The organism is Alistipes finegoldii DSM 17242, assembly GCF_000265365.1.
GTDB lineage: Bacteria > Bacteroidota > Bacteroidia > Bacteroidales > Rikenellaceae > Alistipes > Alistipes finegoldii.
On sequence record NC_018011.1, the window covers coordinates 1,537,905 to 1,561,812 of the forward strand.

At 59.5% G+C, this 23,908-nt stretch carries 20 protein-coding genes; 6 read left to right on the forward strand and 14 right to left on the reverse strand.

Annotation, left to right across the window (positions count from 1 at the left end; all coding sequences use genetic code 11):
• Positions 1-15: 15 nt before the first annotated feature.
• From ALFI_RS06825 to ALFI_RS06835, 3 genes are all read right to left on the reverse strand, one after another.
• Positions 16-3,573 (reverse strand): SusC/RagA family TonB-linked outer membrane protein, encoded by a 3,558-nt coding sequence (locus tag ALFI_RS06825; RefSeq protein WP_014775281.1) that lies wholly within the window; start codon positions 3,571-3,573, stop codon positions 16-18.
• 125 nt (positions 3,574-3,698) lie between these two features.
• Entirely contained in the window at positions 3,699-4,697 is a 999-nt protein-coding gene (locus ALFI_RS06830; protein ID WP_014775282.1) for a FecR family protein, read from the reverse strand.
• Positions 4,698-4,767: 70 nt separating this feature from the next.
• Entirely contained in the window at positions 4,768-5,361 is a 594-nt protein-coding gene (locus ALFI_RS06835) for an RNA polymerase sigma-70 factor (protein WP_042493394.1), read from the reverse strand.
• A gap of 235 nt (positions 5,362-5,596) precedes the next feature.
• Between ALFI_RS06835 and ALFI_RS06840 the strand changes: the two genes are divergently transcribed.
• Positions 5,597-7,417 carry a glycoside hydrolase family 2 protein gene (locus ALFI_RS06840; RefSeq protein ID WP_014775284.1) on the forward strand — a complete coding sequence of 607 codons (1,821 nt, stop codon included), beginning with the start codon at positions 5,597-5,599 and terminating at the stop codon, positions 7,415-7,417.
• A 59-nt stretch (positions 7,418-7,476) separates the two neighbouring features.
• On the opposite strand, the gene ALFI_RS06845 is transcribed toward ALFI_RS06840, so the two are convergent.
• Genes ALFI_RS06845 through ALFI_RS06895 form a run of 11 tightly spaced genes read right to left on the reverse strand, consistent with a single transcriptional unit; the run spans position 7,477 to position 18,175 of the window.
• On the reverse strand, positions 7,477-8,625 hold the full coding sequence (locus ALFI_RS06845; protein WP_014775285.1) for an amidohydrolase family protein: 1,149 nt from the start codon (positions 8,623-8,625) through the stop codon (positions 7,477-7,479).
• Positions 8,585-9,412 (reverse strand): hypothetical protein, encoded by an 828-nt coding sequence (locus tag ALFI_RS06850; RefSeq protein WP_014775286.1) that lies wholly within the window; start codon positions 9,410-9,412, stop codon positions 8,585-8,587. The genes ALFI_RS06845 and ALFI_RS06850 overlap by 41 nt, the downstream gene beginning before the upstream one ends.
• A complete protein-coding gene (locus ALFI_RS06855) occupies positions 9,409-10,620 on the reverse strand; it encodes an ABC transporter permease (protein ID WP_014775287.1) in 1,212 nt (403 codons plus the stop codon). The genes ALFI_RS06850 and ALFI_RS06855 overlap by 4 nt, the downstream gene beginning before the upstream one ends.
• A gap of 18 nt (positions 10,621-10,638) precedes the next feature.
• Positions 10,639-10,980, reverse strand: coding sequence for a 30S ribosome-binding factor RbfA (gene rbfA, locus ALFI_RS06860; RefSeq protein WP_009599109.1), 342 nt, complete (start codon positions 10,978-10,980; stop codon positions 10,639-10,641).
• Between the two features lie 12 nt (positions 10,981-10,992).
• Positions 10,993-11,799 carry an outer membrane beta-barrel protein gene (locus ALFI_RS06865; RefSeq protein ID WP_014775288.1) on the reverse strand — a complete coding sequence of 269 codons (807 nt, stop codon included), beginning with the start codon at positions 11,797-11,799 and terminating at the stop codon, positions 10,993-10,995.
• 4 nt (positions 11,800-11,803) lie between these two features.
• The gene (locus ALFI_RS06870; protein WP_014775289.1) at positions 11,804-13,879 is read right to left on the reverse strand and encodes an Ig-like domain-containing domain; all 2,076 of its coding nucleotides are present in this window, start codon (positions 13,877-13,879) and stop codon (positions 11,804-11,806) included.
• 2 nt (positions 13,880-13,881) lie between these two features.
• Positions 13,882-14,847, reverse strand: a complete 966-nt coding sequence (locus ALFI_RS06875) for a hypothetical protein (protein ID WP_014775290.1) — start codon at positions 14,845-14,847, stop codon at positions 13,882-13,884.
• Between the two features lie 9 nt (positions 14,848-14,856).
• Positions 14,857-15,348 carry a 2-amino-4-hydroxy-6-hydroxymethyldihydropteridine diphosphokinase gene (gene folK / locus ALFI_RS06880; protein WP_009599135.1) on the reverse strand — a complete coding sequence of 164 codons (492 nt, stop codon included), beginning with the start codon at positions 15,346-15,348 and terminating at the stop codon, positions 14,857-14,859.
• A 3-nt stretch (positions 15,349-15,351) separates the two neighbouring features.
• Complete coding sequence (locus ALFI_RS06885; RefSeq protein WP_014775291.1) at positions 15,352-16,497, reverse strand: DNA polymerase III subunit; 1,146 nt, start codon at positions 16,495-16,497, stop codon at positions 15,352-15,354.
• A 6-nt stretch (positions 16,498-16,503) separates the two neighbouring features.
• Positions 16,504-16,689 carry a hypothetical protein gene (locus ALFI_RS06890; RefSeq protein WP_014775292.1) on the reverse strand — a complete coding sequence of 62 codons (186 nt, stop codon included), beginning with the start codon at positions 16,687-16,689 and terminating at the stop codon, positions 16,504-16,506.
• Between the two features lie 16 nt (positions 16,690-16,705).
• Complete coding sequence (locus tag ALFI_RS06895; protein ID WP_014775293.1) at positions 16,706-18,175, reverse strand: lipopolysaccharide biosynthesis protein; 1,470 nt, start codon at positions 18,173-18,175, stop codon at positions 16,706-16,708.
• Between the two features lie 802 nt (positions 18,176-18,977).
• Between ALFI_RS06895 and ALFI_RS06900 the strand changes: the two genes are divergently transcribed.
• The 5 genes from ALFI_RS06900 to ALFI_RS06915 all read left to right on the forward strand — a co-directional run bounded on the left by ALFI_RS06900 (position 18,978) and on the right by ALFI_RS06915 (position 23,905).
• Positions 18,978-19,559, forward strand: coding sequence for a DUF3575 domain-containing protein (locus tag ALFI_RS06900; RefSeq protein WP_193559114.1), 582 nt, complete (start codon positions 18,978-18,980; stop codon positions 19,557-19,559).
• 12 nt (positions 19,560-19,571) lie between these two features.
• Positions 19,572-20,990, forward strand: coding sequence for a DUF3868 domain-containing protein (locus ALFI_RS06905; protein WP_014775295.1), 1,419 nt, complete (start codon positions 19,572-19,574; stop codon positions 20,988-20,990).
• A 19-nt stretch (positions 20,991-21,009) separates the two neighbouring features.
• Positions 21,010-22,269 (forward strand): hypothetical protein, encoded by a 1,260-nt coding sequence (locus ALFI_RS16520; protein ID WP_244265021.1) that lies wholly within the window; start codon positions 21,010-21,012, stop codon positions 22,267-22,269.
• 193 nt (positions 22,270-22,462) lie between these two features.
• Positions 22,463-22,735, forward strand: coding sequence for an Mfa1 fimbrilin C-terminal domain-containing protein (locus ALFI_RS17400; protein ID WP_244265032.1), 273 nt, complete (start codon positions 22,463-22,465; stop codon positions 22,733-22,735).
• Between the two features lie 69 nt (positions 22,736-22,804).
• Positions 22,805-23,905: a FimB/Mfa2 family fimbrial subunit gene (locus ALFI_RS06915; protein ID WP_014775296.1), complete on the forward strand. Its 1,101-nt coding sequence runs from the start codon at positions 22,805-22,807 to the stop codon at positions 23,903-23,905.
• Positions 23,906-23,908 lie beyond the last annotated feature (3 nt).

Genomic DNA, 23,908 nt, shown 5'->3' on the forward strand with positions numbered 1-23,908 from the left:
TGCATGGTTTGAGAATTAGAACGTGAGGTTGAGACCCAGCGTCACGGTGCGCAGCATCGGATAGCTGTAACCGTCGCCCTCGGTCGTACGGAAGTCGGAGTCGCCCGCGTTGATGACTTCGGGGTCGTAGTTGTCGCAGTATTTGAACATCGGCGAGGAGGTCCAGAGGTTCTCGCCCGAAACATAGACCTTCAGCCCCTTGATCCGCATCTTGCGGCAGATATGGGCCGGGAAGGTGTAATCGACGGTCAGGTTTTTCAGGCGGATGTACGACACGTCCTGCATGTAGCGGTCGTTGGGCGTGGTCAGCACGCGGTTCACCGAGCTTTCGTTGGTCTGGTAAGCCGAATAGCGGGGCCAGTAGGCCGTGTCCCAGTTGTCCAGCTCCTCACTGTAGACGTTGCTGCCCGTATGGGCCTTGAGCATGTAGCCGAACGGACGGTTGTACTGCCCCCAGAAGTAACCCGAATCGTAGCGTGGATACCAGTTCTTCTTGGCGACGCCCTGCCAGAAGGTCGAAATGCCGATGCCGTTCCAGTTCAGATTGACGTTGATGCCGTAATGGTAGCGGGCCGAGGTGTTGCCGATGACGGTCAGGTCGCCGTGGTCGGAGAGCGTCTTGGCGCCCTGATCGATCTTGCCGTCCTCGTTCAGGTCGGCGAACTTGACCTGACCGGGGCGCGTCACCTTGTCGGAGGATTGCAGGAAGGACTGCGTGGCGTGGGAGTCGATGTCGTCCTGATCGCGGAAAAGGCCCTCGACGCGGTAACCCCAGATTTCGCCCAGCTCCATGCCTTCGTAATAGTCGTCGAGGTTGCCCGTGGGGTTGATGTATTTGGTCACCCACGTACGCGAATCCCAGACCATCGCCTTGACGCCGTAGCGGAACTCCTTGCCGGCCAGTCTGAAGCTGTCGCGCCAGCCTACGGAGAGCTCCCAGCCATTGGTCTTCAGCGAGGCGTTGTTGCCCTTGGGGGCCGCCGTGCCGTACACGGCGGGCAGGCTCACGCCGACGGTGTACATATCGGTCGTATAGCGGCGGTACCAGTCGAAGCCCATCGTCAGGCGGTTCTTGAAGAGGTCCAGATCGGCGCCGACGTCGTACGTGGTCGAGGTCTCCCACGTGAGCGAGAGCGGAATGGCGCCCGGAGCGACGGTGTAGGTTCCCAGCGCATTGCCGATGACCACGGTCGAGGACTTGAGGGTCATGTAGTCGATATACTTGTAGGGGTCGATGTTGCCGTTGCCCATCGAACCGGCGGAAAGGCGGATCTTGAAGTTGTCGAGCCAGCCCTCGGACCACCCCATGAACTTCTCTTCGGAGAGCCGCCAGCCCACCGAAGCCGAGGGGAAGAAGCCCCACTTCGAATTCTGGGGGAATTTCGACGAGCCGTCGTAGCGGCAGCTGAACTCGGCGAGGTAGCGCCCCTTGTAGCCGTAATTGGCGCGGAAGAAGGCTCCGACGTAGCTCCAGTCGTAACCGCCGACCGTGGGGTCGCTCGTCACGCCGTCCATCAGCCCGAAACTGGGCTTCGAAGGAACGGTCAGCCCCTCGCGCTTGACGGTCAGGGTGCGGTATTTCTTCTTTTCGAGATTCCAGCCGCCCAAAAGTTTGAGCGAGTGGTCGTCGCCCAGTTTGGGGGTGTATTCCGCATAGATGTTGCTCGAAACATAGTTCATGTCGTAACGGACGTTCTGGAGCGTGCTGCCCTGACTTTCATTGACCGTGATGGTCGATTCGGGTCCGGTATAGCCGGTGTACATGTTGGTCACGCGTTCGCGCGTGTTGCGCGAAAAGAGGTAAGACAGGTCGCCGGAGACCTTGAGCACGTCTTTCACGAGGTCGATCTCGACGCCGAGCTTGTCCTTGAGCGTGAATTTATCCTCCTGCTGGTAGCTCGTCCCTTCGGCGAACCCGGCGTAACCGTTCAGCACGGCGGCATAGGTCCACGTGCCGTCGGGATTGGTAATCAGGCTGACGGGCTGGCCGGAGTGTTCGACCATGCGCGGCACGAGCTGGTTGCTGTAGTAGAGCATCGGCTGGTGGTAGTCCACGACCGTGAAGTCCATGTTGTTGTTCAGACGCAGCCACGGGCGGATGCGCACGCTGCCTTTGGCCCGCACGTTATACTGCTTGTAGCGTTCGTCGCCGACGCGGTAGATGCCGTCCTGATCGTAAAAGCGGCCCGAAACGTAATAATCGGCGTTTTTGCCGCCGCCCGAAATGCTCAGGTTGTGCTCGTGCGAATAGTTCACGTCCTTGTAGAAGGCTTTGGTCCAGTCGGTATTGCCGAAATATTCGTATTTGCCGTTGTCGTTGATGCGCACGCTTTCGAGCGAGGGATCCGTACTGCGGCGGGCGAGTTCCCGGTACCACGAATCGGAATAGGGCACGATGTTGTTGATCGTCGAATTGAGCTCCTTCGAACCGTTGTAGTAGCCGTTCCATGCGTTGATATAACCCGTCGTCCACTCGTAACCGTCGGTCACGAGGTTGGGCTTGACGGTGCGCGAGTGGATTGAGAAACTGCCGCTGTAGGTGACGTTCACCTCGCCTTCGGAAGCCGACTTGGTAGTCACGAGAATCACGCCGAAAGCGCCGCGGGCGCCGTAAATGGCGGCCGACGATGCGTCCTTGAGCACCGATACGCTGGCGATGTCCTGCGGATTGACCGTTTCGAGGTCGCCCTCGACACCGTCGATCAGCACCAGCGCTCCGCCGCCCGAACCGATCGAGCCGGTACCGCGAATGTCGATGGTCGCCGCGCGCGAAGGCTTGCCGTCGCGCATCGAGATATTGAGGTTGGGGATGGCGCCCTGCAGCGAACGCGAGACGCTCGGATTGGAGCGTTCGGCGAACTGCCTGCTGTCCACCTGATCCACGGCGCCGATCAGGTCGCGGCGCTTGACCGAACCGTAGCCCACGACGACCACCTCTTCGAGGATCTGCTTGTTCTCGCGCAGCGTCACGTCGAGCGTACTCCGGGCGCCGACCTCCTCTTCGAGGGTCTGGAATCCCAAGTACATGAAGACCAGCACGGCGCTGCTTCCGGAAACGGAGAGCGAGTAGCGGCCATCGGCATCGGTGGAGGTGCCCGTAAGGGTGTTTTTCACCAGCACGCTCACGCCGGCCAGCGGTTCGCCCTGTTCGTCGGTCACACGGCCGGCGACGGTCTGCTTCCGCTGCTGCGCGGCGCTGCGCGCAGCCGGCGCATCGGACTGCGGAGGCGCGGACAGAGCAACCACCTTGTCCTTGATCTTATAGGAAATGCCGGTGCCGGCGAATACCGAAGCCAGCATCTCGTCGAGCGTCGAGCCGTTCAGCGCGACGTCCACATGGGGAAGGGTACGTTCGCCGAGCGAAGTTTCATAGGAAAAGACCACGCCCGTCTGTTGGGTGAAAGCCGTCACCACCTCGCGCAGGGGAGCGTTGTGCAGCGACAGTTTCAGATCGTGGCGCTGCGCGGCGAAAGCGGCGTCGGCATCGGCCGCCGCGAACGACGGGAGCGTCAGGCCGGCGCATAACAGAGCCGCACACCACCCTTTCAGGAGTGAAGTAATCGATTTTTTCATTATGTTTCAGATTAGAATAAAGGAAGAAGTTTGTTTTAAGGCCGGTCCGAACGGCGGGTTCGGACTAAAGGATAGCAAAAGACTCTTGTTCCATAGGCTGAGCGGATTTGGGGTTGGGTTACTATTTATCGATTCAGCTGAATTATTTCGAAACGACAGCCCGACACGAACTGCAGCAGCTCCACGACGTCTTCGACCGAAGCGTCCTTCTGGAAACTGAAATTGTAGCGTTCGCCGGGTATCTGCTGCGCCCCGATGCGCAGGCTTACGCCGTAGGTCCGTTCGATGCGCGCGACGATTTCGGGCAGCGTGGCATTGTCGAGGGTGACGACCCCGTAACGGATCAGCAGCAGGTCGCCCACGGGCACTTCGTTGACTTCGAGCAGCTCGGCCTCGGCGTCATAGACGGCCTGCTGGCCGGGATGCAGGCAGATCAGGTTGCGGCCGCCGGCGTGCTGCAGGGCCACGGAGCCTTCGGCCAGCGTGGCTTCGGCGACCGGTTCGCCGCTGAAGGAGCGGACGTTGAAGACCGTGCCGAGCACGCGGACCCGGAATGCGGGCGCGGTGACGACGAAGGGTTGTCCGGCATCGTGCGTGACGTCGAAATAGGCCTCGCCGTCGAGTTCGACATTGCGGCCGTCGATGCGGAACGTATCGTCGTAGGAGAGCGTCGTACCGGGGCTGAGCCAGACGTCGGTGCCGTCGGGCATGGCCACGTGCATGGCCACGGTATCGGCGTTGTGGAAACGATGGACGAAAGGTGCGGTGGCGACCCGGTAGGTCATGAAAGCCGCGGCGAGCGCCACGGCGACGATTGCCGCCGCTGCAAAGCGGCGCAGCGGAATACGACGGCTCCTGCGGAGCGGAGCGTCGGCGCCGAGAGCGTCGATCCGCCGGTTGAGGCTGTTGAGCGAACGCACGAAACGGGCCTGCAGCTGCGTATCGGGACGCTGCATGCGGCCGCGCTGCCAGACGGCGCGCAGCTCGGCAAAGGTACGGCGGTTGTCATCGCTGCTGCGAATCCACGCCAGCAACGCCTGCTCCTCCTCAGCAGTCGTGGTGCCGGAGAAGTAGGCAACGAGCAGTTGCTCGTCGAAACGGGCGGTCGTGTCGTCTTGTTTCACGGTTCGGAATATTGGGTTTCTACCCTAAATACACCTCGCCGGGGCAAATCACCTATGCAAAAATGAAAAATTATCTGCCAAGAATATACATTGTCAAGAGAATCAGCATCTTATAGTGACTTAATTTTTGTCGGAGCTGCTTCAGGGCATTGTAGATATGGTTTTCGACGGTCGAAAGCGTAATGCCCAGCCGTTCGCTGATCTCACGGTTCGAAAGTCCTTCGATATGGCTCATGCGGAACACCTCGCGGCACTTGGGCGACAACGACTCGACCGCCGCATCGATTTGGCCGGCGATCTCCTGCGAGTAGAGTTTGCGGATCACCTCGCTGTCGTCGGGATCGTAATGGGCGTAACAGCTCTGTTCGATCTGCTGCGCCACCCACGACCGGTAGGCCGTGGCGTTGGCGCCCTTCTTGAGGGCGTTGAGCGAAGCGTGGTAGACCGAGCGGAGCAGGTAGCCCTGCAGCGTGCCGTCGTCGCGCAGGTTGTCGCGGCGGAGCCACACGCGCACGAAGACGTCCTGTACGACATCCTCCGCCCCGTCGTCCCCGACGAACAGACCGGCATAATTGACGAGCGACGCCCAGTAGATGCCGTAAAGTTCGTTGAAAGCGCCGCGGTCGCCGGCTTTCACCCTTGCTATCAATGTCGAATCTTCCACTTCGGTTCCGGTTAGACGTTTACAAAGATAGGGCTTTTTATCGTTTGTCCAAAAATGCCGCATCCCCGGCCGGCACATCCGGCCGCAGGGGCTGAAAGTACGGAAAAATACGTTTTCGCAAGCGTCAGGGCGTGTCAAACATACTTTTTGTGCATGGATGCGGACTGTTTTCCCGGCAAGATGACTTAAATTTGTACTGTTTGAAACGATATATTAACCTGATAATAACCGAAACATGAAGAAAAACATTCTCCTGACCGCCGCGGCCCTGCTGACAACTCTGGCAGGCGCGGCCCAGTGGCAGCCCGCAGGCGACCGCATCGGCACCGAGTGGGGCGAAAAACTCGACCCGCAGAACGTACTGCCCGAATACCCGCGTCCGCAGATGACGCGCACGCAGGTGCAGGACGGCTGGCAGAACCTCAACGGGCTCTGGAATTACGCGATTCTCCCGATGGGAGAGACGCCCGAAAAATACGACGGGCAGATTCTGGTGCCGTTCGCCGTGGAGTCGAGCCTCTCAGGGGTCGGCAAGCGTCTGGGCGACCGGAACGAACTCTGGTACAACCGCACCTTCACGATCTCCCCGAAATGGAACGGCAAACGCGTGCTGCTGCACTTCGGCGCAGTGGACTGGAAAGCCGACGTTTGGGTGAACGGCGTCTGCGTGGGAACGCACACCGGCGGCTTCACGCCGTTCGAATTCGACATCACGGCGGCGCTCAAGAAGGGCGACAACGAGCTGAAGGTACGCGTATGGGACCCCACCGACGCGGGCTGCCAGCCCCGCGGCAAGCAGGTAAACCGTCCCGAAGGCATCTGGTACACCCCCGTGAGCGGCATCTGGCAGACGGTATGGCTCGAAGCCGTGCCGCAGCAGTACATCAGGAACATCCGAACCACGCCCGACCTCGACCGCAAACTGTTTCGCGTGGAGACGGCCGCCTGCGGCGCGCAGCCGGGCGACGTGATCGAAGTGCGTCTTTACGACAACGGCACGAAGGTAGCCGAGGGCCGTGCGCTCAGCGGTGCGCCCGTGGAGCTGAACGTGGCGGAGCCTAAGTTGTGGAGTCCCGCATCGCCGTTCCTCTACGATATGGAAGTGGCGCTGGTGCGCAACGGCAGGAAGGTGGACGAGGTGCAGAGCTACACGGCGATGCGCAAATTCTCGATCGGCCGCGACGAAAACGACATCGTACGTCTGGAGCTGAACAACGAACCGCTGTTCCAGTTCGGTCCGCTGGATCAGGGCTGGTGGCCCGACGGACTCTATACCGCCCCGTCGGACGAAGCGCTGGCGTTCGACGTCGTAAAGACCAAGGAGCTGGGTTACAATATGATCCGCAAGCACGTGAAGGTCGAACCGGCGCGCTGGTACTACCATTGCGACAAGCTGGGCATGATCGTATGGCAGGATATGCCCAACGGCGACCAAGGTCCCCAGTGGCAGATGCACAACTACTTCAACGGCGCGGAGAAACACCGCTCGGCAGAGTCGGAAGCCAACTTCCGCAAGGAGTGGAAAGAGATCATCGACTGCCTCTACTCGGTTCCCTCGATCGGCGTATGGGTGCCCTTCAACGAGGCGTGGGGACAGTTCAAGGCTCCCGAAATCGCCGAATGGACCAAGGCTTACGACCCTTCGCGTCTGGTCAATCCCGCCAGCGGCGGCAACCACTACCTGACGGGCGACATCCTCGACACGCACCACTATCCGCACCCGCGCATGACGCTGCTCGACACCAACCGCGCGACGGTGCTGGGCGAATACGGCGGCATCGGGCTGGTGATGAAAGAGCACCTTTGGGAACCCGACCGCAACTGGGGCTATGTCCGCCTGAACTCGCCCAAGGAGGTGACGGACGAATACGAGAAATACGCCGACATGCTCTACAAGCTGATCGGGCGCGGATTCGCAGCGGCGGTCTACACGCAGACGACCGACGTCGAGGTGGAGGTGAACGGCCTGATGACCTACGACCGCAAGGTGATGAAGGTCGAGCCGGAGCGCATCCGCAGGATCAACGAACGCATCTGCAATGCGTTGAACAAATAGGAGGGGAAACGTCCGAAACGAAAGGAGGAGGTCTTTGCGGGCCTCCTCCTTATTTTATATTACAGGATTCTCCGTATCCGGGACGCCGGGGTCAGACGCATCGTATCGTAGTCGAGTCCCGAAATGACCGTCAGTCCGCAGCGGCGGCCGGGCGCTACTTCGCCCAGCTCGTCATCCATATCCAATGCCAGCGCACCGCCTTCGGCAGCCCACGAAAGCAGTTCGGGCAGCGGCACCTCCGGGAACATGCGCATCTCTTCGAATACCGACAGCCGGTCGTTCGAGGCCAGCGAGTCGGTGCCCAGACAGATGTCGAGCCGGTTGCGGCGCAGCAGTTCGACGGGCGGTTCGAGACGCGAAATATAGCGGTTGGAGCGGGGGCAGAGACACCACCGGACGGGAGCCGTGAAATGGTTCATGACGAGGTCGATGTCGCGCTGCGTAACGCAGCAGTTATGCACCAGTATCACGCGGCGGTCGCGGGGTACGCTTGCGACGAGCCGTTCGGCCGGAGAGCCGTAATGCAGGAAGTCGCAGGTGAAGCCGACCTTCCGGTACCACTCCCAAAGCGGGCCGCGGCGGACGAAAAGCTCGGATTCGGCGGGCGACTCCATGAAATGGACCGACAACGGCGCGGCGCCCTCGGCCGCGATCGCCCGCAGGGGCGCATCCTGTACCGAATAGAGCGAATGGGGCGTCAGCGAGGTATGCGGATGGCGGAGCAGGGGCCGCACGGAGTCGGCCGACGCCAGACGCAAACCGAAAAATTCGATGAATGTATGATAGGCGACGCGGCTGCGCTCTTTGACGGAGAAGGTCGTATCGCCGTTGGAGATGTCGCCGACGGCCTGCACTCCGGCCTGCCACATGGCGGCGTCGGCCGCCGCTACGGCCCGCAGCCGTTCTTCGGGGCCGAACCGCTCCCGGACCTGTCCCATGGCTCCGGCGAAACCCGCAAAACCGCACCCTTCGGGAATCGCGCCGCGCAGGTAGGAGAGTTCGAGGTGGCAGTGGGCATTGACCAGTCCCGGCGCCAAAACACCGGAGTAGAACTCGGTGCCCGGCATACGGTCGGGTGCGGAGCAGGTCCGCACGGAGAGGACACGACCGTCCGCCGCAACTTCGACGAGCGGGTTGCGGACGAGTCCCTGCGGCGTCCAGAGCAGGTTAGAGGCTATCCGTCGGGATGGCTGCGCGGAAGAATTCATCGGCGAAAATACGGATGTCGAGCTGCTGCATGTAGAGACTGTCCACGGCAGCGGAGGTTTCGGGCGTATAGTCGATCTTCAGGTCGCTGACCGTCAGCGAAGGACGCTGGGGCTTCCCGCGGAACTCGATGAAATCGACCCATAGCCGCCGGTGGGTGGTATCGACCGTAAAGCGGCGGGTGAAATTCTCCTGCCGGTCGCGGCGCAGGGTCGTCGTATAGACGTTGGTGCGGGTGCTGTCGCGGCGTTCGAGCCACACCACGCCCCGCAGGCCCTTTTCGTTGCGGTCAAGCGAATCGACGAGGTATTTGAGACTCAGGTTGTACTCGCCGGGCCGCACGTCGACGGAGAACCGCAGGCGGGCCGTATCGCGCAGCGAGCCGACGCGGATCAGCGAGTCGGCGTAGACCGTGCGGGTGAAACTCCGGCAGGCGACGTTGTCGATCGTGTCGAGGATGGCGACTTCGCGGTTGTAATATTTGCCCTCGGCTTCGAGCATTTCGATCGCCAGCTCGACCACGTCGCCCAGACGGGCGCTCTTGCGTTTCGAGAAGTTGCCGATGGTGTAGTAGACGTCCTCGGTGGTATAGCCGTAACCGGCGAAGATCGGTTCGTAGATATTCAGCGAATCGATGTCCACCTGTTCGCTGCCGATATAGGCGTTGGCGAGGAAAGCGTCGTGAAAAATCTGCGCCAGTTTCCTGTCGGGAATGATCTTGTGGCGGGCGCAGGCTCCGGCCAGAACGAGCAGGAACATGCAGAGGAATATGCGGACAATACGTTTCATAGCTTAACGTTGGTTTTTATCATGCTGCGCACGGTAATATTCGAAATAACACAGGCGACCACGCCGAAAGCGGCAAGCACCGCCGCAAGGTCGCCCGGACGGAATTCGACGGGATAACTCTTCGTGAGGAACGTTTCGGCCGGAATCTCGATCAGCCCGAAGTGCTGCTGCAAAAGCGTCGCACCGACGCCCAGCGCCACGCCCAGCGCCGCGCCGAGAGCGCAGATAAGCAACCCTTCGCTGCGGAATATCGACCGCACGAGCGTCGTATCGGCGCCCAGCGCGCGCAGGGTCCCGATGTCACGCCGCTTCTCGACGATCAGCATCGCCAGCGACCCGACGACCGAAAACGAAGCGACGACCAGAACCAGCAGCGAGATGAAGAAGATGCCCCACTTCTCGTAGGTCATGATCCGGTAGAACGAAGCCCGCAATTCGTAGCGGGTGCGGACCCGGTAATCGCCGCCCAGCTGCTGCGCCACGGCGTCGCGGACCTGCACGGCATCGGCGCCGTCGCGCAGGCGCACCACCAGCCCCGAAACCCGGCCGGGACGGCTGAAAAGCTCCTGCGCCATGCGCAGCGAAGCGAGGACATAGGTCCGTTCGGTTTCGAGGTCGAGCGTATAGACCCCGCCGAGGGGGATCGTTCGCCGCGTATAGTTGTCGAACGGCAGCAGCGACGAAAAGCTTCCCCGCCGCACGGCGTAAACGCCGACGTCGGCGTCGGCCAGCGTCCGCACGCCGAGCATGTAGGCCATCGACTGACCGATGACGAGCCGTTCGAGGTCGCCCACCCGCACCCGGTACTCTCCGGCAGCAACGGCATCGGACAACGGGAAAACCGTTTCGTAGGCGTCATCGACGCCGCGGACCGTCGCGGTGGCCTGACGGTCACCGTGTTCCAGCAGGGCGCTCTCCTCCAGCACGAACGACATGGCGGCCACGCCCGGAATGCGTCTCAGCGCCGCGGTATCGACCGCGTCGGCCGCAAAGGTCTGCCCCTGCCGGGCCGAGACGGTCAGATCGGCGTCGAAGGCCGAACACATGGACTTGACGAGGCTCTCGAAGCCGTTGAAGACCGAGAGCAGGACGATCATCGCCGCAACGGGCATCGCTACGGCCGCAACGCTCAGCCCCGAAATCAGATTGACGACCGATCGGGATTTGGGCGAGAAGAGGTAGCGGCGGGCGAAGAACTGCGGCAGCATGGCGTGAGGCCGGAAGGGTTAGTCGTTTTTGAGCGCCTGCTCGATATGGTCGATATACTCCAGCGAATCGTCGAGGAAGAACTGGATTTCGGGCACGTTCTTGACCTGATTGCGGATGCGCTGGCCCAAAGCGTGGCGGATGAACTTGTTGTTGCGGTCGAGCTCCTGCATCAATGCGGCGCTGCGCCCGAAGGGGAAGACGCTGACGTAAATCTTGGCGTAACCGAAATCGGGCGACACGCGCACGGCCGTGACCGTGACGAGCGAACCCCGGACGATGCCCTCGCCCTCCTTCTGGAAGATTTCGGCGACGTCCTTCTGTATCTGTTTGGCGATTTTCTGCTGTCTTGTCGTTTCCATGATGGTGAAATTTTATAATCCGTATTTGAAGACTTCGCGGTTCTTTTCGCGCTTCGGACGCGGTTTCCACGTCGAGAAGCCCTCCTTGTTGAATCGGTAGCTCAACCCGACCGAAACGGTGAGGTTGTCGAGCGGCGAACGCATCGGCGTCGCCCAAAACGGGTTTTCGGAACCGTCGATACCGTTGTCGGCGTATTTGTTGCGGTTGCGCACGATGTCCGAAAGTCCGAAGTAGTAGCGGGCGCGGACATTGATCTCGAAACGCCGGATCAGCAGCGCGATACCGCCGCCGCCCGCAAGTCCGTAGCCCCAACGGTTGTCGCGCGGCAGTTTGAAGGAGTAGTCGCCCTTCCAGTCGGCCGCTCCCGAAGCTTTCGCCCCCTCGTTCTCATAGGTCGAAGAGAGGTGATAGGAGAAAGTCGCCGCCGCTTCGAGGTAGACGCGGACATGGTTGCGGAAGAGGTAGAAGTGGGGCTGCCACACGATCGGCAGCACGATCGAATTGACGTTGCGCGTGTAGTAGCGGTAATCCTTCTTCTCCTCGACCATCGAGGCGTTGGTGGCCAGCGAGAATCCCTGCTGCAGGAATTCGAGGTCGATGCCGAAGCCGCCCACGAAAAGCTGCTGTCCGTAATAGCGCCACGTAAGCCCGGCGGTGTAGGAACCCCATATAGCCTTCATCTCCTGCTTGGGGTCGAGCCGCGAGCTGGCCATGCCGTAACCTGCCGTGAAGCCGAGCGTATGCTGCGCCGACGCGCCCTGCCACGCAACGGCGGCAAAGGCGAGAAACAGCAGGGTTTTAAGTTGTCTCTTTATCATAACACTATCGGTTAAACATGCCTCCGGTAGAGTTCATGCTGTTGTTCATGCCGCCGCCGAAACCGCCGAAGCTTCCGAAACCGTTGCCGTTGTTCTGGTTGTTCTGGTCGTGGCTGTTGCGGTTGGTTTTCGGTTCCTTGGCGCGTTTCTCCGCCTCGCGGCGCAAACGCTGCGCCTCACGCTCGTCGAGCAGGCGCGAAAGCGATTCCATCGTCACCGGAGCGAAGACCCGGTTCATGTCGATCGAAAATTCGACCTCCCAGTTGGTCTTGGTCGCAAAGGTGTCTTCGCCTTCGTCGTTGGCATAGATTTCGGCCCGTTCGGGCTGGAGCCGCTCGACCACGTTGCCCGTATCCCACTTGCCGTTGCCGTTCATGTCCTCGATGATGCGGAATTTGATCTCCCCCGCAGGAACGTAATTGAACTGCCAGTCGCCGGTGGTGACGTCACGTTTCTCCTGCTTGAGCGCATTGCTGCCGTCGAGCAGCTGGAGGATGTATTTGGCCTTGTCGTCCTTGCCCTTGACATGGATTTTCACGGTGGCGAACTTTTCGGGATCGAGCACCGTGTATTTCCTGACGATCGAGTCGTTGGAGAAGCCCGCGACGTCGGTAATGGCGCCCTTGGGAATGGTCAGCGTATATTGTCCGCCGCTCGTCCACGGCGCCTCGATATGCCAGCGGCGCAGCAGGCCCGTGTCGCGCACGAAGCGCACCGGAACGTCCTCGATGCTGTTGTCGGACCGGGTGAGCGTCAGAAGCATGGCCGCCGAATCGAGCCGGGTAAGCGGATAGTCGAAATCGACGGTCAGGTTGTTCTCAGGATTGATTTCGCCCGTGAGCGGAAGCTTATAGGCGAAGGGATTCTCCTTCTTGGGTTCGACCCACTTCTCGCCGGCCGCCTCGGCCTTGCGGCGGTCGCGTTCGAGTTTCTCGCGCTCCTTCTCCTGCTCTTTGGTCTCGATCAGCCGCCAAGAGAGTTTCAGCGGTTCGGTAACCTCCTGCAGGACATTGACCGTATCGTGCTTGAAGTAGGTGATTTCACCCTTGATCGTATCGGGCAACGCCGAAGAGGGCATGTTGAACCACAAGGCGATGGTGTCGCGCCCGACGGTCTGCGGATCGACGATGACGCGGTCTTCGGGAATGCTGTCGAAGCGGATGCGTTCGATGCGCGGATGCGCAGCTCCGAAGTAGAGCATCGCCTTGTGCTGCAGGGGCCGTTCGGTCTGCGAAAGCAACTGGCGGCGGAACGCCTTGTCGGTGAACATGCGCAGATAGAGCTGCGGCTCGGCCGTGACATATTGGCGGATCGAGTCGTACCACATGGCGAAGTCGGGCATCTCGGCCGGATTGTAGCTCTTTTCGAGGAAGCCGACCTGATCGGAACCGGGTTCGTACATCTGGTTGTCGTTCTTGTCCTGAACGGCGTAAACCCGGTAGGGGATCGGCTTGAGGTTTTGGGCGATGAAGATGCCGTTGTTTTCGGCACGGGCGATTACGGCGGGCTTGTACTTGAAGATCGTCGAGTCGTATTCGGCCACGTTCTCGACCGAATCCGCCGGGAAGAACCAGATGAACGACTTCGACACCGAGTCGGCCTTGTAGCTGTCGGCCGTATAGCCCGAAAAGATCATCGAGTCGATCGTGGGTCCGGTCGAAAAGACATAGCGCATCGAATAGAGGGGGTTGCCCTCGTTGTTGTCGCGCACGGCGCTGCCGAAATTGAGCGCATAGGTCGTATTGGCTTCGAGCGTATCGCGCAGCTGGACGACGATGCCTTTGCCGCGCATCGAAACCAGCGGCTTCTTCTTCATCTGGGGTGAGGTGAAGAACTCCTTCTGCTGATCCTTGAGCTGCACGAACTCGTCGAATTCGATGTAGATCTTCTCGTGATGCACGGTGGGCCGGTTGACCGAGAAGTTGTCGGGCGTCATGTTCAGGATGACCGGCGGCAGGGTGTCGCGGGGACCGCCCGTGGGGGTCATCATGCTCGCGCAACGGCTCAGAAAGGCCGTGGCGAAGAGCAGCAGGACTGCGGCGCGCAGCAGGCGCAGGATATTTCGTTTACGGGTCTGCATCGTTATCTCTTGCTTGCTTTTTCAGGCTCCTTGGGAGCCAGTTTGTCATTGACCACGCGCCAGCCGCCCTCCTCGACATAGAGGTATTCCTGCTTCCACGGGCGGAAAACGACCGGAAGGAAGTTTACGGGCTGGCCGCCCTCGACGATCTCGACCTCCTGCTGCGAGTAGGCGTAGAGCTGGTTGACGGGATCGGTCACGACCACCATCAGCGTCGGACTGCTGACCTTCATGCCGTAGGTTCCCGACTCCTTGGAGTAATAGGCTTCGAAGTCGGGGCTGGTCCGCGTCTGCTTGGGATCGCTCTTCGAGGTAATGATCCGCTGCGCCGCATCGTTGTAAGAGTTGATCTTCCATGCGGTCGTATCGACGGCATAGGCGTAAACCCTGAGGTTGGACGGCACGGTGGGTTCGGCGCCCTCCTCGGCCTGAAGCTGCGCGGTGACTTGGCTGTCGATATAGATCGGGGGTGTATAGGAATCGTTGAACATGAGCCACTTGCCGTCTTTGTAGGAGTAACCCTGTTTCCACCGCTTGAAAATCAGCGTGACATAGATTTTAGGGGTGTTTTCCGGCACTTCCTGCTGCGTATAGCCGTAAAGTTCATTCTTCGTGTCCACGGCGACCACCATCACCGAGGATCTGTCGAACGACATCTGGAGCAGCCCTTCGACGCCCTCCTGCTCATAGGGTTCGCCCGCGGCGAGCGGCGTGGAGATCTTTTCGTTGCGGTTGCCCCGCTGCGAAATTACGCCCGCGAGCGCATCCTTGTAGGAAGCGACCTCCCACGAAGAGGTGTCGGCCGCAAAGGCATAGAGCTTCGCGTCGGCAAGAATCTGCGTCGGATCGCCCGATTTCTCCTGCTCCAGCGGCTTGAACACATAGGTCGTCTTGTACGAGACGTCTTTGAAACACCCCATAAACAACGCGGCCGCGGCAAGAAACAATATGATTCGTTTTGTCTTCATCTCCGGAATTTACTTGTTACGAAGCTCTTCGAGCATCTCCCCCACGGTCCGCCCCGTAACCGGATGGCGGCGCTGGCGCATGATCTCGCAGAGCGGCACGAGTGCGAACTCCCGTTCGCCCATGAGCGGATGCGGCACGGTAAGGCGTTCGCTGTCGATCACCTCGTCGTCGTAGAAGAGGATGTCGATATCGATCGGCCGCGAGGTATAGTTCACGCCCGTGCGGGCTTTCTCGACAGCTTCGGCGGCGCGGTTGCGGCCCAACTCCCGTTCGATGGCCTGCACGGCGTCGAGCACTTCCAAAGGCAGCAGGTCGGTCGAGACCTCCAGCGCCTGATTGGAGAAAACCCCGTCGGCGTCGAAGCCCCAAGGCTTGGTTTCGTAGCGGTGCGAACAGCGCAGCACGGCGCCGACCTTCGCGTTGACGAGCTGCTGGGCCGCCTGAAGCGTCCGTTTCACATCACCGGAATTGCCGCCGGTCAAAAGTACTACACGTGCCATAACTCAAAGTCGTTTTATCATTTTGCTCACCGAAAGCGCAAAATGGGTGAATACGATCGTCGGATTTCCGTTCTGCGAAATCTGCGCCAAAGCGCATTCGATCTCGGCAATGAGCGGTTCGATGTTCTGCGATCCGACGAATGGGGCGAATTTGGAACAGAAAGCCAGCTCCTCGCCCCAGAGATAGCTGATTTCGTTTATGCCCGCATGGAGCATGTAACTCTCGCGCAGCAGGCGCGAAGCGTCGCGCAGGAAGGCCCGCTGCTGCTCGCGCGAAAGCTGCGCGGCCTCCTCGGCCCACGTCACCAGCTCCAGATGCTTGTCGTTGTAGCTCAAACGCATCAGCCCGCAGAAAAGGTCGAAGTTCTCTTTGCGCAGGGCGTCGCTCTCGCCGGCCACGAGGTGCTGCAGCTCCACCAGATCGCCGCCGGCCAGACGGGCGATGTTCCGGGCCTTGACCGGGTCCGTAACGCCCCGCTCCTGCGCCGCGCGCTCCAGCACGTCGGGCGCGATACGCGGCACGGCGACCTCCTGCGTGCGGGAAATGATGGTCGGCAGCAGCCGTTCGGGCTGTTCGGAGATCAGCAGGAAAAGCGTCTTTTCCCACGGCTCTTCCAAAATCTTGAGAATCTTGTTGGCCGCCTCCTCGTTCATCGCTTCGGGCAGCCAGATCAGCATGGTCTTATAGTCGGCTTCGAAGCTCTTGAACGAAAGTTTGCGAATGATGTCGTCGGCTTCGCGCGCGGCGATCATGCCCTTGAGGGTCTTGCCCAGATCGAGGCGGTCGTACCAGTCCTGCGCCGAGAAATAGCCGCCGCGCTCGGCGAAAAGCCCGCGGAACAGCGGCAGGAACTCGTCGCTGCGCATCACCTCGCCCGACTTCTTACCCTGTTTGTTGACCGGGAAGACCAGATGCAGGTCGGGATGGGCCAGCGCAGCGATCTGCTTGCAGTCGGGACATTCGCCGCACGAATCCCCGCCGCGGCGGTGGCGGCAGCAGAGGTACTGCACGTAGGCGACCGCCAGCGCAAGGGCCCCCGCCCCGGCCTGCCCCGTGAAGAGCTGGGCGTGGCTGATGCGTCCGGCGTCCACGCTCTGCACCAGATGCCGTTTCAAATCCTCCTGTCCCGTTATATCCGCAAACCGCATGTCTCGCTACTTCTTTTTTCCGTTTTTCAAAACCGTCTGCCGCACGGCGACGGCCAGCAAAGCCAGCACGACGCACGTAAGGACGACCGTACGCCCCGCGCCTCGGTCCATCGAGAGGGCCAGCACCCCGCCGACGAAGAGCGCGAAACTCACCGCCAGCACGACGATCTTCTCTTTTGCACTTTGTCTCATCGCATTGCCGGCTCTTCTATTTTCTTTTCAAGGCCGCCTTCACCAGTGCCGCAACGTCGATCCGCTCCCGGCGGACGAGGTAGAGGGCATAGGCCGCAAACAGCACTATATTAAACGCATAGGCGATCAATTTATTGTCGCCGCAGGCCGTTACGGCTTCGCACACGGCGAAAACCGCGAGCGCCGCGGCGACATACTCGCCGATACGCCGCCAGTCATAGGGCGTCGGATAGAAGCGGCGGTTGAGCCACCAGCTCACGGCGACCATCGTCGATTCGCTCGCCAGCCGCGCCCATGCGGCTCCGTAGTAACCCCACACGGGGATGCACCAGAAGCCGAAAACCAGCATCGAAACCAGACCCGCGCCCGTAACCACGATAGCCAGCGAGGTCTTCTCCTCGCGTTTGTACCAGAACGACAGGTTCAGCCAGACGCCCGTCAGCACATTGGCTCCGAGGACCACCGGGAGAATGAAAATCCCCTCGCGGAAGTCGCGGCCCACGATCAGCGCGAAAACGTCGCGGAACAAGGCGATGCCGAGGAAAATCAGCATCGAAGCCATCACGTAGTATTTCAGCGCCGCGGCGTTCATCTGCACGAAATCCGACTTCTTGAAATTCGACAGGAAGAACGGCTCGGCTGCGAGCCGGTACATCTGGTAAAAGAGCATCATCACCACGGCGATCTTCGTAATGGCGCCATAGATGCCTACCTGCGCCATGGCTCCTTCGGGCACGAGGTATTTGATCAGCTGCCGGTCGATGAACTCGTTGGCCGTACCCGCCAGTCCGCCGACCAGCAGAGGCAGCGAATAGGCGAAGACCGCGGCCAGCAGCGCCCAGTTGATCTTGGGCACGGTGCGGTCCACAGTGGCGAGAATGACCAGCCACGTCACGACGCTGGCGATCAGGTTGGCGACAAAAACCCAACCGACACCGAATTCCGTAGCGAAAAGCCCGGCGACGCCGAAAGCGACCGCCAACGCGACGTTCATCACCACGTTCAGCGCCTTGATGCCGACGAACAGCAGCGCCCGTCCCTGCTCGCGCAGCCGCGAGAAGGGGATGCAGGCCCAGACGTCGAAGAGGATGATAAGCCCCACCCAGACCACATATTCGGGATGCGCGGCATAAGCCTCGCCCATCAGCCCCGCGACGCCGTTGCGGAACGAAGCGACAAGCACGAAGAACACCACGGCGGCGAGCGACGTAACGCCCCATGTCGTGGCGAAAAGCCTGCGTTTGGCGGCCCGCACGTCGCCCCCGGCCTCCTCGGCCTTGGCCGAAAAGCGGAAGTAGCTCGACTCCATGCCCATCGTCAGCAGCGTAAGCGCCAGCGGAATGAGGGCATAGATGTCCGTGACGATACCATAGGTCTCCTGCCCGAAAATACGGGTATAGTAAGGCGTGAGCAGATAGCTCAGAAACCTCACCACAATGGTGCTGATGCCGTAGACGGCGGTTTGTTTGGCCAATTTTTCGAGCATGGCAGACGATTTGCAGTCGACAAAGATATTGCACGCCGGGCTTTGCGCCCGACAAAGATACAAATTTTAGCCGGAAACCCCGCATAATGCCGTTTCTTTCGGCAAGGCAAGATAAAAACGTCCCGGAAGCCGGACAAAGCCCCTGACAATCGGACCGAACAGCGTATTTTTCCACCCAAAATGATATAAATAAAATTGTGAATCAATATCTTTTATTCTTGCAGAAAAAATACTTTTTTATGGAAATTTGCATGAAATTTCCATAATGAGTGTTGTTCAATCCGAAAATTATTTTCTAATTTTGTCCTGTCGCAAACCGACAGACATACGGAAAGTGTTTTTCACTCTGTCCTTACAAAGAAATCTGACAGTTTCAACGTGAATCGGGGCAATGAACAGCACTCATTTTCTTGTTTAGATAGATTCGGCCAAAACAATTTTGCGCCGCAATTTTCGTATCTATTCAAGTGTGGGGTAAAGCATTCGTTTATTCGATTCTGGGTTTTGTCAGAACCTCTTTGTAGATGAACGAAAACAGCTCCACACTTTCTTTTTGTACAACCCACTACATGTAACACCCGCCTTGTGGAGCTACGAGGGGGGGGGAATTTGCCGAATATCAGCCGGATACTCATCTCGAATGAAACGGCATATCGAAGAATTGCCCTATGGAACAACCTTGTATACGCAGTTGTCCGAGTTCCGAAACCCGGCACGTATCCGAAAGAATACGGTCCGGGAGCGTCCGTTTGAGGATGATCCGTATACATGCATGCAGACGAACCTGATCGAAGATACGGCCATGAAATTCAGAATCTTTCTTTTGTTATGCGCATCGCTCTGGGGATGGAACGTCCGGGGGCAGAGCGTAGCTTTGAAAACAAACGTACTGTCCGATGCTTTTATGAATATAAACCTCGGAGTAGAAACCGGTCTGGCCCCGAAATGGACATTGGACATCACGGGCGATTTCAACGCATGGACGCTGTCGCACGGCCGCCGCTGGAAACACTGGCTCGTGCGCCCCGAAGCGCGGTTATGGTTCTGCGACCGTTTTGCAGGACATTTCATAGGTTTCCACGCGCACGGAGGGCAGTACAACATCGGAGGCGTGAAAAATGGAATCTCGTTCTTGGGTTCCGATCTCTCGAAACTTTCGGACTACCGCTATCAGGGCTGGTTCATAGGCGCCGGCGTCGCCTACGGATACGCTTGGATACTCGGCAGGCACTGGAACCTCGAAGCCGAAATAGGCGTGGGATACGCCTACACGCAATATGACAGCTTCCGATGCGTAGGCTGCGGAAAGAGAGTCGAGAAGGACAAACCGCATCATTACGTGGGGACGACCAAAGCGGCCGTCAATCTGGTTTACGTATTCTAAATGCTCGCTGCAATGAAACGAACGATTTTTTTCCTGTCGCTGCTGTTGGGAACGAGTCCGCTGCCGCACGCCCAAGAGATAGACGGGGTCACGGTCGGAAACCTGAAGATGGATCGGAACGGCGAATATCTGGTCGTGGAGATGGATGTCGAACTCTCCCGGCTGGAGGTAGAGGCGAACCGCGCCGTACTTCTGACTCCCCGGCTCGTGAACGGAGCCGATTCGGCCGACCTGCCCGCCGTCGGCATCTACGGCCGGCGCCGTTACTATTATTATGTAAGAAACGGCGCAAGCATGCTGTCGGGCGACGGCGAGACAAGTTTCAAGGCCGCCGAAAAACCCGAACGGGTAGCCTATCACGTCATCGTGCCATACGACGGATGGATGAACGGCGCCACGCTCCGGCTCTCCCGCCGCGACTACGGCTGCTGCAACACGATGCTCGCCGCACAGCAGGGCCTGCTGGGACACTTCGAGGAACCCGTCCCCTACACTCCCCGGCCTGTCTACGTCCGGCCGACGGCCGAGGCCGTCAAAAGCCGCTCGCTGAGCGGGTCCGCGTTCATAGACTTCCCGGTGAACAAGACCGTCATCTATCCCGACTACCGCCGCAACACGGCCGAACTGGGCAAGATAGAGGCCACCATCGATTCGGTGCGGAACGACCGGGACGTGACGATCACATCGGTATGGCTCAAAGGCTACGCATCGCCCGAAAGTCCGTGGACGCACAACCGCATGCTGGCCATAGGCCGTACCGAAGCGCTGAAAAAACATATCAGACAACTCTACCGCTTCGATGAGGGGGTCATCGAAACCGATTACGAACCGGAGGACTGGGCCGGACTGCGCAGCTATGTCGAATGCTCGAACCTGACGCACCGCGCGGAGATACTCGCCCTGATCGACAGTTCGCTCGAACCCGACGCCAAGGAGGCGAAAATCAAACGCTCCTATTCCGAAGAGTACGATTTCCTGCTGAAAAACCGCTATCCCGCGCTGTGCCATACGGACTACCGGATCACGTACACCATCCGCACGTTCAGCGACGCGCAGGAGATCCGGCACATCATGCTCACGCAGCCGCAAAAACTGAGTCTCAACGAATTCTACTTGCCCGCACAAGCCTGCAGCCCCGGTTCGGACGAATTCAACGAAACATTCGAAACGGCCGTACGCATGTATCCCGAAGATACGGCGGCGAACCTCAACGCGGCGAACACGGCCATGCAGAAAGGCGATCTGAAAAACGCGGAACACTATCTGCGAAAAGCCGGGGAGTCGCCCGAAGCCCTCTATGCGCGGGGCGCATACGCCATGCTTACGGAGGAGTACGAAACGGCCGCCGGCTATCTACAGGAAGCCGAGAAGGCCGGCATACGCGAGACCAGAGAGGCTTTGGAACAGTTGCAAAAACGGAACAAAAAATAAAACTTCAATCACATCTCCTATGAAACTGAAAAACATCCTTTGCGGGATACTCGTTTGCGGAGCATTCTGCGCTTGTTCGGACCAAGAGCCCGAAAACAGCAACAAGCCCGGATCATTCGACGGGAAAGCCTATCTGAGAGTCAACATCACCGACGCGAACTCCACGCGCGCGACCGGAGGCGACTTGGAATACGGCGACGCGACCGAGCACGAAGTGGTCAACGCCGACTTCTTCTACGATACGAACGGCATATTCATCGCCCGTGCAAACGTCTGGGACAGCGGCACGGAGAATGAGGACAACCCCGCGGGCAACATCGAATTCTTCGGTAAATCGGTCATCGTGCTGAAGGGCCTGACCGAAACCAACCACCCGAAACACTTGGTCACGGTGCTCAACACGCCGGAGGATTTCGAGCCGGCAAACACGCTGGACGAGATGAAGACACTGCTTGCAGGCAGCATCTACAACGGGTCGCACTTCACCATGAGCACCACCAGCTACGGCCGCACGGCGGCGGTTCCCTACTTCGTGACGGAGGTGAGCGAATCGGACTTCAAGAAGGAGCTGGACGAGGCGCAGAACGCAACGCCCGTAGACATCTACGTGGAGCGTCTGGCGGCGAAAGTCACCCTGCGCGTGGACAACGATAAGCTCGTTCCGGTCGATGGGAAACCCGGAATCTACAAGGTCAAGGTGACTGTCGCCGGAGACCCCAACCAACAGGAGCAGGGAACGCAGACCGGAGCGGCCGACATCTACGTCCGATCCCTCGGATGGGGGGGGGCTGAACGCCACCGCCAAGGATTCCTACATCGTCAAGAACATCGAAACCGCATGGTCGGATGCGGACCTCGGATTCGTTTGGAACGATGCGGTCTGGTTCCGCAGCTACTGGGGAAAGTCCTACAACTACGGCAAACAGGACGGCAAGTATCCCGACGTTTCGGCAGAAGCCGCAGTCGCCGAATACCTGAATTACATCAACGCCGACAAGCTTACCAAACAATTCGGGCAGTCAGCCTATTGCGCCGAGAACTCCAACACGTCGGAAATCGTATCGGAGTATCTCCATTCGGCCGTGACGAGCATCCTGCTCAAAGCGCAGATCCTCGACGAGAACGAACAGCCGCTGGAGATGATACGCTACAACGGAACGCTCTACAAACGCAACGACTACCTGAACTACGTGCTCAACACGCTTCAGAAAGGCAACAAGCTGAACCTGTACTGTCTGGAAGACGAGGCGACCGGAAAATACGTGCAGATAGATCATGACTGCGTCGAGCTGGCCAACGACCGCGACGGAAAGGTATACCTGAAACTGAAACCGCTCGCCGCAGGCACCTCGCTGTACAGAAAATCGGGCGAGACGTATGCCCCGGCCACTGATACCGAGCTCGGCGAGGTCGAGAAGAACATGAAGGATTTCAACGCCTACAACGAAGCCATCGGCTACAAGGACGGACTGATGTACTACAACATCCCGATCGAGCACCTGAACAACGCCGCGACGACCACCGACGCCGAAAACAAACGGGTGATCCCCGTCGCCAAGTACGGCATCGTCCGCAACCATCACTATGTGGTGACCGTCAACAGTCTCACGAAGATCGGCAAAGGCATCTTCGACCCCGAAGAGGAGATCGTTCCCGGAAAGAACGACGAAAAGGATACCTATTACGTAGGCGCCCGGATCAATATCCTCTCATGGAAGATCGTCAACCAGAACGTAAATCTGTAGTTTCCGGCAGCCCCTTCGCGGAAGGGGCTGCCCCGGTCCGGACCCGATGAACTAAACAGAGTGACAGAGATGGGCACATCGTCTTACATATACGCAATAGGCAAAAGGACGCTCGCGGCGATCGTCTGCGCCCTGACGCTGCTGGGCTGCGACAGCGTGATCTACGACGGCGAGGGCGACTGTTCGGTAAATTACCGGGTGAAGTTCCGCTACGACATGAACCTCAAATTCGCCGACGCATTCGCCCGCGAGGTCGAGTCGGTAACGCTCTATCTGCTCGACGGCGGCGGCAGGGTGGTCTGGCAGCGCACGGAAAGCGGCGAAGCCCTCGGCAAAGAGGGATACGCCATGGAGGTGGACGTCGCTCCGGGAACCTACGACCTGCTGGCATGGTGCGGATCGACGGACAAAGGTTCGTTCAGAATCCCGGAATCGGCATCCGGAAAGGAGCTGACCTGCACGCTGATGCGCGAATCCGGAACCGACGGGACGGGACACGTCCGCGAAGACCTCGACAGGCTCTACCACGGCTATCTGCCGAATCAGACCTTCGGCGACACGGAGGGCACCTATACCTACGTCGTACCGCTCGTGAAGAACACCAACAACGTTCGCGTCGTATTGCAGCAGACGTCGGGAGAGCGGCTCGACGAGAAGCGTTTCTCGTTCCGGATCACCGCCGAAAACGGCCGGATGGACTGGGACAACCAGCTGCTGCCGGACGAACCGGTGACCTATCATGCGTGGCACAAGCAGTCCGCGACGGCCGGAACAGCGCTTCCCGACCTCCCCGACGCCGTGACGTCGGTCAATGCCGTTATCGCAGAGCTGACCACCGCACGGCTAATGGTGCGCGACAAGAGCGCGACGGTCCGGGCGGAAACCGGAACGAATCCGCCGCAACTACAGCCGGAGGAATTGCCGGAGGAGCGCAAGATGAGGCTGACGGTGCGCGACAACGACACCGGAAAGACCGTTCTCAGCATCCCGCTGGTGGACTACGCCCTGCTGGTCAAAGGCGAATACCGCCGGGATATGGACGAGCAGGAATTCCTCGACCGCATGGACGAGTACAACATCGTATGCGTGCTGGGAGAGGGAATGCGCTGGGTCAGCATGAGCATCAACATCCATTCGTGGAAAATGGTTTGGCAAAATACGGGAATCTGACAA